9 protein-coding genes and 1 riboswitch are annotated in these 12,337 nt (G+C 55.3%); all 9 genes read right to left on the minus strand.

The window, feature by feature from the left end; genetic code table 11:
* Positions 1-262: 262 nt before the first annotated feature.
* The 9 genes from PG062_RS01770 to PG062_RS01810 all read right to left on the minus strand — a co-directional run bounded on the left by PG062_RS01770 (position 263) and on the right by PG062_RS01810 (position 12,050).
* Positions 263-1,570: an ABC transporter permease gene (locus tag PG062_RS01770; protein WP_270750805.1), complete on the minus strand. Its 1,308-nt coding sequence runs from the start codon at positions 1,568-1,570 to the stop codon at positions 263-265.
* Entirely contained in the window at positions 1,557-2,249 is a 693-nt protein-coding gene (locus PG062_RS01775) for an ABC transporter ATP-binding protein (RefSeq protein WP_270751268.1), read from the minus strand. Before PG062_RS01775 ends, PG062_RS01770 begins: the two co-directional genes overlap by 14 nt.
* Positions 2,250-2,334: 85 nt before the next feature.
* Positions 2,335-4,239: an efflux RND transporter periplasmic adaptor subunit gene (locus PG062_RS01780; RefSeq protein ID WP_270750807.1), complete on the minus strand. Its 1,905-nt coding sequence runs from the start codon at positions 4,237-4,239 to the stop codon at positions 2,335-2,337.
* Between the two features lie 383 nt (positions 4,240-4,622).
* The gene (locus PG062_RS01785; RefSeq protein WP_270750809.1) at positions 4,623-5,612 is read right to left on the minus strand and encodes an ABC transporter permease; all 990 of its coding nucleotides are present in this window, start codon (positions 5,610-5,612) and stop codon (positions 4,623-4,625) included.
* Between the two features lie 2 nt (positions 5,613-5,614).
* Positions 5,615-6,718 (minus strand): ABC transporter permease, encoded by a 1,104-nt coding sequence (locus PG062_RS01790; RefSeq protein ID WP_270750810.1) that lies wholly within the window; start codon positions 6,716-6,718, stop codon positions 5,615-5,617.
* Positions 6,715-8,259, minus strand: a complete 1,545-nt coding sequence (locus PG062_RS01795; protein ID WP_114000883.1) for an ABC transporter ATP-binding protein — start codon at positions 8,257-8,259, stop codon at positions 6,715-6,717. Before PG062_RS01795 ends, PG062_RS01790 begins: the two co-directional genes overlap by 4 nt.
* 112 nt (positions 8,260-8,371) lie before the next feature.
* A complete protein-coding gene (locus PG062_RS01800; RefSeq protein WP_114000884.1) occupies positions 8,372-9,703 on the minus strand; it encodes a BMP family ABC transporter substrate-binding protein in 1,332 nt (443 codons plus the stop codon).
* 292 nt (positions 9,704-9,995) lie between these two features.
* Positions 9,996-10,586, minus strand: a complete 591-nt coding sequence (locus PG062_RS01805) for a folate family ECF transporter S component (protein ID WP_270750815.1) — start codon at positions 10,584-10,586, stop codon at positions 9,996-9,998.
* 88 nt (positions 10,587-10,674) lie between these two features.
* Positions 10,675-10,833, minus strand: a riboswitch (THF riboswitch).
* A gap of 941 nt (positions 10,834-11,774) precedes the next feature.
* Positions 11,775-12,050 (minus strand): HU family DNA-binding protein, encoded by a 276-nt coding sequence (locus PG062_RS01810; RefSeq protein WP_114001165.1) that lies wholly within the window; start codon positions 12,048-12,050, stop codon positions 11,775-11,777.
* Positions 12,051-12,337 lie beyond the last annotated feature (287 nt).

Here is a 12,337-nt window from a genome sequence, read left to right on the forward strand (position 1 = left end):
GTCAGACCTTCCTTCTTTCCTCTCCGCTCTAAGGTGTGTATCTGAAAGAAAAGAAGATGCCGCATTTTGCAAGCGCAAAATCCGGCTGTAACTGCCGAAACAGACTGTACTTTTGACTTTTCAGATACACTCCAGGGCAAAAACTACCCCATTTTTATCATTCAGACAGAAGTATACCACAAAAAATGCCCCCGTGCAACGGGAGCATTTTTGCTGTATGCGGTTCAATTTTGTGCTGATAAGCAAATAACAAACGGTACCCTTATTCGTACCGCAGGGCGTCGATGGGGTCCATCTTGGCGGCCTTTTTGGCGGGGTAATAGCCAAAGAACACGCCGATGGCCATGCTGAACGCCACGGCAATGATGATGGCCGCCACGCTGGGTCTGGCCGAATAGCCCATGACCTGGCTGAGCACAGAACCAAGGCCGATGCCCAGCCCCACACCGATGACGCCGCCAATAGCGCACAGCACAATGGATTCAATAATGAACTGGGTCAAAATGGCCGTGTTGGTTGCGCCCAGCGCCTTGCGGGTGCCGATCTCACGGGTACGCTCGGTGACCGAAACCGTCATGATGTTCATGACGCCGATACCTCCCACCAACAGCGAGATGGCCGCAATGGCGGAGATGGCCAGCGAGATCTGGTTCAGGATTTCGGTCATGCTTTCCAGCAGGCTGGAAATGCTGGACGCACTGACGGTCCAGCTGTCGTTGCGGGTATAGTAACTGGCGAAATAATCGCCCACCACATCCACAAAGGCGGTCACATTGGTGCCGCTGGATGCCACAACGGTAATGCTCTGGTAGCCATCCCCCGCCCCGGCAATGCTGCGGGCCACATCCAGCGGGATATAGATTTCGGTCTGGATATCGTCATCGCTGGTAGAGCCAAACATGCTGGCGTAAGAATCTTCTACATACTTATAAACGCCGCTGATATAAAACGTATACGGCATTTTGTTGATGGTCAGGGTGATTTTCTGGCCCAGCGCATCAGCGTTGCTGCCGCCGACAGCCTGCTGCACAAATTTTTCGGATACCACGCAGACATAGCGCCCGGCATCGCGGGTATCATCCAGCCAGCGGCCCGCCAGGATGGGGGTATCGCTCTCCTTGCTTTGCAGCGCTTCCTGGTTGACGCCGGAAACCGTTGCCGTGATGGTGGTATCGGGTTCGTTCACCTTGCCAATGGTGGCGCTGCCCACCTGCTGCGTTTTTTCAATGTAGTTGATCTTGTCGGGGAACGTTTCGGTAAATTCCTCGATCATCGTATCCGTGATAAGGTCTTTATCATCCGGGCTGGAATTTTTGAAGAGCCGCAGCCGCACACCGCCGCTGGAAGAGCCGCTGTTGCTGCTGCTTTTCTGGGTCAGCGATACCGTGATGGAGCTGGCACCGGTGCCGGACATGCTGTCGCTGACCGAACTGGATAGGCTGTTGCCGACGGTTTCGATGGCGATAACCGCCGCAATGCCGATAATAATGCCCAGCATGGTGAGCAGGCTGCGCATTTTGTTGCTTTTGATGCTGGCAAACGCCATGGAAAGGTATTCAAAGAGCGCCACGCACACCACTCCCCTTCCGTTCGGCAATAATGCGGCCATCGTGCAGTGTCAGCACCCGCTGGCATTCCTCGGCCAGCGCGGGGTTGTGGGTAATGAGCACAATGGTTTTGTGGTATTTTTCGTGCATTTCATGGAACAGGTCCATCACCACGCGGGAGGTTTCGCTGTCCAGTGCGCCTGTGGGCTCGTCTGCCAGGATCAGCGCCGGGTCGTTGACCATGGCGCGAGCAATGGCAACGCGCTGTTTCTGGCCGCCGGAAAGCTCGTTGGGCTGGTGGCGGGCACGCTCGCCCATTCCCACGCGGTCCAGCCACTCCTTGGCGCGGCGGGTACGCTCGCCGCCGGGAATGCCGGCATACAGCATGGGCAACTCCACGTTTTTCAGCGCGCTCTGGCGGCCGATGAGGTTATAGGTCTGGAACACAAAGCCGATTTTATTGTTGCGGATGCCCGCCAGTTCGTCATCGTCTGCTTTATGGATATCCACCCCGTCCAGCGTATACTCGCCAGAGGTCGGCTTGTCCAGCACGCCGATAATATTCATCAGGGTACTTTTGCCGGAGCCGGATTCACCCACAATCGCAACGAACTCCCCCGGCCACACAGTCAAATCAATGCCGTGCAGGATTTCCAACTCGTTCGGCTGGCCGATATAGTAACTTTTGCGGATGCCGCGCATGGCAATCAGCGGGCGGCGGTTGGGCTGCCCCGTCCCAAGGCTTTGCACAATGGCATTGACAAACGCCTGTTTATTCTGCGGCATATCAGTTACCTCCCGGTCCACCGGCCGGGCCGCCGCCCATGTCGCCGCCGGGGCCGCCCGCCGGGGCGTCCGCACCGCCAATCGGTTCATCACCGCCGGCAGTGAAGAAGAAGTCGGCGCTATCATCACTGCTGCCGGTCACAATGCCCTGGGTCAGGTCGGCGCTGGAGCGGATCACATCGCCTTCCTTCAGGTCATCGCCGGAAATCACGGTATAATAATCGTTGGCATCGCCGGTGGTCACGGTCACTTCCTCAAAGGTCATATCGGTGCCTTCGCCGCCGGTTTTGCGCAACACATACTGGGTGCCGTCCTCTTTGGTGCCAACGGCATCAATGGGCACGGTAAACACGCCGTCGGTCGCGTTCTTGACAATTTCCACCTTGGCCTGGATGCCGATCAGCAGGTCGTCTGCATCGCCGTTCACACGCACCTTTGCGCCGAACGTGCCGGAATCATTGGCAACGGGGTCGATCTGGGTCAGGGTACCGGCGATCACATCATCGCCGGTGGCATCGCTGGTAATATTGCAGCTCATGCCGGTGGTCAGGCCCGGCACATCATTGGAGGGGATCGTAACTTCCACCACAAGGGCATCGGTGTTCTGAATGGTTGCCACGGTGCCGGTGCAGACAGAACCGACCGTTGCATCCAGCGCCGTGATGGTACCGGACATGGTGGCCGTCAGGGTGCAGTTGGCCAGGGTGTCTTTCAGGGTGGTCAAAGTATCGGGGGTGCGCTTGGCCTGTTCCAGCTTGGTTTTGGCGTCTTCCACGCTCTGCGCCTTGGCCTTGATGGTGGAATAGTTCTTTTCCTGGTCATAGCTGTCATGAGCGGATTTCTGCTGGCTTTCGCAGGTTTCAATCTGGTTCTGGGCCGTTTCCACTGCGTTCTGGGCACTGGTCAGGGCATTCTGGGCGCTGGTTTTGGTCTGTTCCGCGCTGTTCAAAGACTGCTGAATGGCGGTAAAGCCATACAACCCCAGCTCCGTGACGGAACAGCTGTTTTGCGCGTTAGCCAGGTCATTCTGTGCCTGCTGATAGGCTGCCTGGGCAGCGCTCAGGGCATTGTTTGCCTCATTCATGGCCGCCTGGTTGGCCTCGCTGGGGTCGGCGTTGTAGGCAGCGATGGCGCTGTTTACCCGGCTGATGGCATCGTTCTGGGTGTTGGCCGCCGCGTTGACGGCATCGGTAAAGGTGCTGATGCTGGCAGCGGCATTATCATACGCCGCCTTGATGGTATCGTAACTGCTGCAGGCAGAATCATAGGCGCTCTGGGCGGAATCGCGGCTGCTCTTTGCGGTTTCCAGTGCATCCTGTGCATCGGACAGGTTCTTGTCCGCATCATCAATCTTGGCCTGCAGGTCGATCAGGTTATTCTCATGCTGCACCACTGCGGTGTTATATTCATCCACCGCGCGGTCATAGCTGGTCTGGGCCTGCTGCAGGGTATCGTTGTAGCTTTGCTCTGCGTTTTCGATCTGCTTTTCAAGGTCGGTGGTGTCCAGCGTGGCGATCACATCGCCTTCCTGCACAGTATCACCCACCTCCACATTGACGGTGGCAACCTTGTAGGTTTTGGCGGAATCTGCCACGGTAACGCTGGCTTCATCGCCGGATTTCACCGTGCCGTTCACGGTAACGGAGTCATTCAGGCTGGTGGTTTTCAGGGTCGTGGTGCGCACATACTGATAGTCTGCCGAAGCGCCTGCGGCCGCTTTGCTTTTACGCAGCTGGCTGCCCACAACAGCGGCAACCACCGCCAGAATGACAACCGCCACGCACAGCTTGGTGTGGCGGCGGAACCAGTTTTTGCGTTTGGGGGCCGGGGCCGTGGGCTGCGTGCTGCCCATATCGGGGGTGGTGGCATCCTCCACAAAGGGGGATGTAATCTCGTTTTCTTCCATCCGGGTTTCCTGCCTCTCTATTTTCTTTATAAAAAATTTCTGGACTATGGATTTTGCTGCATTTTAGTGTACCTGCCAAATGTGTTAAAAGCATGGAAATACTGTGAAGTTCCACGGCAAAAAGCTGGGTATTGCGGGATTTGGGCTTTAGGCAACACCGCACAATTCCCGCCTTGCGGCTTAAGCACCGCTCCGGCAGCTGCGGCACTTAGAATTATGCGGTATTGCCTTAAAAATGTGTGATGGGCCATGCCGGATATCACTCTCCGAAATCCGCCAATCCCCCTGCCCTTCCCCAAAAAACAAAAAAGCCCCATTTCCAATAGGAAACGAGGCTTTGATGCAAAATGAGCAATTTTTTGCGAATTCTGCAAAAATATTTTTTACCGCTCCTCGCGGAAGTAGGAAAGGCCCAGATGCTCCGGGGGCTGGTTTTCCTTCTTTTTGCGCAGGCTGACCACGATTAGCACCACAATGGTAACCACATAGGGCAGCATTTGGATCAGATCGGTCATGTAGCTGGCAACGGTAATGCCAAGCAGGCTGGGCAGGAACTGATACAGCCAGTACAGCACGCCAAACAGGTAAGCGCCCCAAATGGCGTTCAGCGGCTTCCAGGTGGTAAAGATGACCAGCGCTACAGCCAGCCAGCCCAAGGCTTCGATCTGGCCGGTGGTTGCCCAGATGCCCTGGTTATAATCCAGAACATAATACAAACCACCCACACCACAGATGGCAGCACCCGTGCAGGTAGCCACATATTTATACAGTGTAACGTTAATGCCGGCGGCATCGGCAGTGGCGGGGTTTTCGCCAACCGCGCGCAGGTTCAGGCCCGCGCGGGTGCGGGTAAAGAACCAGTGCAGCACAACTGCCAGCACAATGGCCGCATAAGCCAAAAAGCCGTAAGAGAAAAGCACCTTGCCTACAACGCCAAGGCCGGAAAGCACCGGAATCATGGCGCTGAATGCTTTATAAGCTAGCGGTGCCGCGGTGTAGCTGGCACCGTTCAGGATAAACACACCAAAAAAGTTTGCCACACCCATGCCAAAGGTGGTCAGCGCAAGGCCGGTCACGTTCTGGTTTGCACGCAGGGTGATGGTCAGGAAGGCGTAAATCAGACCGCCCAGGGCGGATGCGATCAGGGCGCACAGCAGGGCCAGAATTACGCAGACAAAGGCGCTGGGGTTGGCGCTGAGTTTTTCGTAATAATAAGCGCTGGCAAAACCGGCAAAGCCGCCCAGGTACATGATACCGGGAACACCCAGGTTCAGGTTGCCAGATTTTTCCGTCAGGGTCTCGCCCAAAGCGCCGTACATAATGATGGTGCCAAACGGGATGGCACGCAGGATCCATGCAATCAGACTGCTCATACTTACTTGCCCTCCTTACCATCATGATGGCCGCGCCAGACCAGGCGGTAGTTGATGAAAAATTCGCTGCCCAGGATAAAGAACAGGATAATGCCGGTGATGATATCCGCTGCATATTCGTTCAGGGAATAAGCAGAAGCAATTTCCGAAGCGCCGCGGTCCAGGAAGATCAGCAGGAAAGAAATCAGCATCATATAGAAGGTGTTGAACTTTGCCAGCCAGGCCACAATAATGGCGGTGAAGCCGTTGCCGCCTGCCGAGGTAGTGGAGATCGTTTGGTCCTTACCGGCCACAACCAAAAAGCCGCACAGGCCGCAGATGGCACCGGACAGCAGCATAGTACGGATCATCACGCGGCTGACATTGATGCCGGCATAGCGGGCGGTGTTTTCACTCTCGCCCACAACGCTGATCTCGTACCCCTGCTTGGAGTATTTGAGGTAAGCGTACATCGCAAAGGTCAGCACCAGCACCACAATAATATTGATGGTGTAGCGCTGGCCGTTGATCACGGGCAGCCAGCCAGCCTTGGTGGCTTTGTTCAGGGTGCCCAGGCTGGATGCCTGGCCGCGCATGATATTCGTCATGCAGGCCACAATGCTGGTGGCAACGTAGTTCATCATCAGGGTGAACAGCGTTTCGTTGGTGTTCCAGCGGGATTTGAACCAGGCCGGAACAAAGGCCCAGATGGCACCGGCCAGCACACTGCCGATGACCATGGCGGCAAACAGCAGCGGTGCGGGCAGGCTGCTGCCAAAATACACCATGACGAGCGCCGCGACCAGGCCGCCGATCAGTACCTGGCCTTCGCCGCCGATATTCCAAAAGCGCATCTTAAAGGCGGGAGCCAGTGCAATGGCAATGCACAGCAGGCTGGAAAGATCACGCAGCGCCCAAGAGAAACGGGTGGTGTTCATAAACGTGCCGTTCCACATAACGCCGTACACGCTGATGGGGTTCAGGCCGGTAACAAAAAAGATGAAGAACGCATCCACAACAAGTGCCAGCAGGATAGCAATGGCACGCACCAGCACTTTTTGCACAAAGGTGGTACCCTCCCGCTTGGAGATACGCACAAGCGGTTCAGCTGCAGTTTTGCTCATCATTTGCCCTCCTTTTGTACAAGGTTGGTCATGCGCAGGCCAACTTCTTCCTTGGTGGTGGTGCGGGCATCTAGCATGCCGTTGGCTTTGCCGCCGCACAGCACCAGAATGCGGTCACACAGCTCCAGCAGAACGTCCAGGTCCTCGCCGACGTAAATCACGGCAACACCTTTTTCTTTCTGCTCATTCAGCAGGTTGTAAATGGTGTAGGATGTATTGATGTCCAGGCCGCGCACGGCGTAAGCCGTCATCAGCACAATGGGCGAAGCCGCCAGCTCGCGGCCAACCAGCACCTTTTGCACATTGCCGCCGGACAGGCGGGAAACGGGGGTGTTCAGGCCGGGGGTAACCACGCCAAGCTCCTTGCGGATCTTTTCGGCCAGTTCACGCGGAGCACGGTGGTCCACCAGCGGGGAGCGGCCTTCGCCATAGCTTTTCAGCATCATGTTGTCCGTCATGCCCATGGTGCCAACCAGGCCCATGCCCAAGCGGTCCTCCGGCACAAAGCTCAGGTGTACACCGGCATCGCGGATGTCCTTGGGACTCTTGCCCAGCAGCTCCATCGGCTTGTCCTCTTCGCCGGGGGCAAAAAACTTAACGTCGGAGCCGGATTCGGTATGCTGCAAACCGGCAATGGCTTCCAGCAGTTCTTTCTGGCCGTTGCCGGAAATACCGGCAATGCCCAAAATCTCGCCACCATACACATCAAAGCTCACATCGTCCAGCACGTTGGTACCTTCGGGGCTGCGCACCGAAAGGTGGCTGATAGCCAAACGCCGGGTGGGGTCCTGCGGCGTGGTGCGGTTGATGTTCAGCTCCACCTTCTGGCCCACCATCATCTCAGTCAGGCTGGATTCCGTTGCGGTGGCGGTTTCCACCGTGCCAACGTATTCGCCCTTGCGCAAAATTGCCACGCGGTCCGAAACCGAAAGCACCTCATGCAGCTTGTGGGTAATGATGACCACGGCCTTGCCGTCCGCCTTCATGTTGCGCATCACGGCAAACAGCTTTTCGGTTTCCTGCGGGGTCAGCACGGCGGTGGGTTCGTCCAGGATCAGGATATCTGCACCACGGAACAGCACCTTTACGATTTCCAGCGTCTGCTTCTGGCTCACGCTCATCTCGTACACTTTCTGGTCCAGATCCAGCGCAAACTGGTATTTTTCGCAAATCGCACGGGCTTTGTCCCGCACGCGGCGCAGGTCAAATTTTTCGCCTTTGTCCATGCTCAGGGCAATGTTTTCCACGGCGGTAAACACATCCACCAGTTTGAAGTGCTGGTGAATCATGCCAATGCCAAGGGCAAGGGCATCGCGCGGGGAACGGATATCTGCCGGCTGGCCGTTGACGATGATCTGCCCGCCGTCCGGGTAATAGATACCGGCGATCATATTCATCAGGGTTGTTTTGCCGGAGCCGTTCTCGCCCAGCAGGGACAAAATCTCCCCGCGGCGGATATTCATGGTAACATCATGGTTTGCAATGACCGGGCCAAAAGTTTTGGTTACATGTTCCAGCTGGATGGCGTACTCAGTCTGCGGCATGGGAATGCTCCTCTCTGTAAAAATCCATCATGCGGTGCCGTAAACACCAATAGAGGGAAGCTCTGTTCAGTAACAGGCAGAGCTTCCCTCCATGTCAGTTCAGTTTGTGGGATCAGGCAACCGGGTCTGCATCCTCGGTAATGCCGTCAATGCGCAGGGAGAAATACGGAGCGCTGCGCAGGGTGGATTCAGAGAAGTAACCATCGGTGATGGCTTCCTCGGTATCGCCCTGGTACACAGCAACCGGGGTGCCGGTGGAGTAATCATAGAAAGTCAGGTCGATGGGAGCGGTGGTAACAGTCTCACCGTTGACGGTGAACTTGCTGGTATCAAACACATGCAGGCTGCCATCTTTCAGGGCTGCTTCCACTTCGGCAACCTTCTCGGCAGTGCCTTCGGCAACTTCGGGGCCAAGATCAGTGATGGCAACAGCGCCTTCGTTGTAACCCTCGGACCAGTTGGTAGCCGGGTTTTCACCGTCCATCATGCTCTTGAACAGGTATTCATAGTAAACTTCCCAAACGTTGGTGGCGGAGGTCAGGGCAGCGGTGGGAGCGGTCTCCAGCATGTCGATGTTGTAACCGACAGAGTAGCAGATCTTGCCGGCATCCTTCTGCTTCTGGGTGGCAGCGGGAGCGCCGGTGGAGTCAGCATGCTGACCAATGATCACGCTGCCGTTTGCAATCAGAGCTTCGGCAGCAGCGCCTTCCTTGTCGATATCGAACCAGGAGTTGGTGTACATAACTTCCATGGCAACATTGGGGTAAACGCTCTGCACGCCCAGGAAGAATGCAGTGTAGCCGGAAACAACCTCAGCATAGTTGTAAGCGCCGACATAGCCGATCTTGACCTTGCCGTCAGCGGTAAAGCTGTTGGGCTGGGTCTCCGGGGTCAGGGTGCCGGACTCAACCAGTTCCTGCAGCTTCATACCGGCAACAACACCGGCAACATAGCGGCTCTCATAAACATTGGTGAAAGCGTTCTTGAAGTTATCCAGGCCAGTCAGGGCAGCAAAATCACCGGTCATGGAAACAAAAGTGACATCGGGATACTTTTCAGCTTCTTCTACGATATAGGTCTGGTGGCCGTAAGAGTTGGAAACAACAAGGTTGCAGCCCTGGCCAACCAGGTCTTCTGCAGCGTCAGAGCACTCAGCACCTTCGGGAACCTTGTACTTCCAAACGATCTGGCTATCGCTCATGCCAAGCTTCTGTGCAGCAGCCTTGATGCCGTTGATATGCGCAGCAGTGTAGCCTTCCGTCTCGTCGCCAATCGTGATAACGCCAACCTTCAGGTCGCTGGCAGCTGCATCGGTAGCAGTGGCAGCGTCAGCGGTAGAATCTGCTGCTGCGCTGGATGCAGCGCTGGATGCAGCAGTGCTGCCGCAGGCGGCCATGCTGAGCAGCATAGCTGCGGACAACACAATACCCAATAATTTTTTCATGTGTAAGTGCTCCTTTTCTTTTTACGTCTGGCCCGGCGGCAGCTGCCAGCCGGAGCCACGGTCCTGAAACCAAAAATGCGCCGTTTTGCTGCATGCTTGCAGGAAATCCGACACATTCTTTTCACATATGTTATTGTATACGCGGCGGGGACATTTTTCAATGCTTTGTGAATACGTTGTTAAAAGTTTGTAAATTACGGAACAATTTTCAAATTTCGGCTGCGTTCTGCCAGCAAAACGCACAATCTTTTCGTATCAAAGTATGACTTTTGAACAAAAAATCCGCGCTTCATCAGCGCTGATGAAGGTAGCGGCGGTCCAGGCCGTGTTTTTCTGCCGCGTTCAGGGCCAGCCACATCAAGGCAACTTCAATGGGGATCATGATGGTGTTTTTGACCATGCCGGTGCTCAGGTAATACAGGTAACCCTTGCCATACAACATAGCTTTCCACACACTGCCCAGCAGCACATTGCTGCCGTAATTGATCAGCAGACGGGTCACGATCAGGCGCGGGATGGTGGGTTTGCGCTGGTAGAGCATAACGCCGTAAATCAGGCCGGACAACATGGCCGTAATCAGATAGCCGGGGAAATACGGCTCGCCATAGCTGGAAAGCAGAAAGCCCAGCGTATCAATGACCGCACCAACGCCCATGCCCACCAGCGGGCCATAACAGGCGCACCCCAGCGAAACCACCACAAAGCTGAAATAGATCTTCAGGCTCTGGCCCAGCAGATAGATGGGGAAGCTTTCCAGAATAATGGCCAGCGCCGTGACCATACCGGCAAAAGCCAGAACGCGGATGTTCTTAAACTCATCGGCGGCCTGCTGCCAATAGGCCGCGGCATACAGCGGGGTACGGACTTGAACGGATTTTTGCATAATAAAATACCTCCATCGTGCGTGTTGCCGCACAAGGGAGGGTAAAGGGCAGGTGTGCAACCACACCCGCCGTTGCACACCTTTATGCAGCAGTGGGATGCGAAACCAGCACCGCGTGCCGGCAGCGGCGTGCACATTGCACTCCCCTGCCCTGCATCTTCGTCCTGCCACAACTCCCCGTTGGTCAGGCACTGCGGCAAAGCGGCGCCATTGCCGCTTTGCCTAACGCGCGGGTTTCTACTCTGCGTAAATATTATTTTACTGCTTTAGTATACCGCACTTTATGCAGATTGCAATAGTTTTTGCTGATTTTTTGTGTAGGGTGGGGGTAGACTATAAAATTGGGAACGATGCGCATATGTTTGAGGGTTTTATATGGGGATGGTGGCGTGGTCAGGTGACCACGCTCAACCGGTTGATTGCCCATTATAAAATATTCTGTAGGGAACGTTCTTGACCGTTCCGGGGCCTTGCGGTACATATTCCGCAATGCCTTTGGCTCCCTTCCGAGGGGAACCGTCACCGCAGGTGACTGAAGGGTGGTTCCACGCGCAGAGCCTGAACATGCGCTTCCCCATCCGGCGGCCAGGGGGCTCTGTGCCCGCAGGCGCGTTTCGGAGGCCAACCGGGGCAATGCCCCGGCTCTTAGGCCGGAGATGGCCTCCCTACCACGTTATCGCCAACAAATGTGCAATATTTTTACGTCCTTCCGGGCGTCGAGGACGCCGCTCCTTACAAATAATTTATTCGCATATCATAAATTTTGCATGAGAAACACTGCAAGGCCACGGCGGGGTCAGGTGACCCCGCCCTACAGGAAATGGCAGGGCACATCACACTTTTTATCGTTTGCAGCAAAGCCAAAGCCCGCGGAACGATGCGAACATCGTCCCCTACAAATCATTTGCAGCGTTTGTCACAATCGGCAAAATTCCACCCCGGCGGAATGAGGGCATCCCGCCCTGCAGCCACTTTTATTGTTCAGCACATACTTCACAACCAGCACCCTCCCCCAAAATTCCTAATTTCTCATTCCTAATTTCTAATTTTTCGTCCCGCCCTCTCCCCCACCGCCGCCCTCATCAACTCCTCCCTCTTACTTCCTAACGCCTAACTAAAAACCGCCCCGGTCAGCCATGCATGGCAAACCGGAGCGGTTGATTTTGTTTATGTTCTGCTGTTCAGCAATTACTTGCCAACCTTTTCCTTCAGGCGGCCGCTTGCCTTAAAGCCAGGGATAGCGGTGGGTTCCAGCTGGCTGGTGACCTTGGTCTTGGGATTGGTGAAGTTCTTGGTCTGGCGTTCGCGCATTTCAAAGCGGCCAAAGCCTGCAATGGTAACCTTATCACCAGCCTTCAGCACATCGCCGATGGTGCCGAAAATGCCGTCCATGATCTTTTCAACTTCAACGGCAGAAATGCCGGTATCGTTTGCAACTTTGGTAATCAACTGTGATCTGGTCATAACTCGTTATCTCCCTAAGCATATATTTCATCATCAGGCAAGTAACTGCCCCACGTTTTAGTACGCTGATTATTATAAGGAAAATTTCGCGCAGAATCAAGTGATTCTGCCAAAACCTAGCCCAAAAAATCAAAAATTGGCATATCTCACAAAAAGATGCAACAATCCCGCGTTTCTTTCGGGAACGCGTGCATAGCGCACGGGCACCGCCGCAAAACATTTGCTGTACGGCACAAAAACAGGGCAGCAAAGCTCCCCGCAGCACAACGGCTGCCGGGCTTTGCTGC

Origin of the sequence: Gemmiger qucibialis (genome assembly GCF_027689445.1) — a bacterium.
In the GTDB taxonomy this organism is placed as follows: Bacteria; Bacillota; Clostridia; order Oscillospirales; family Ruminococcaceae; genus Gemmiger; species Gemmiger qucibialis.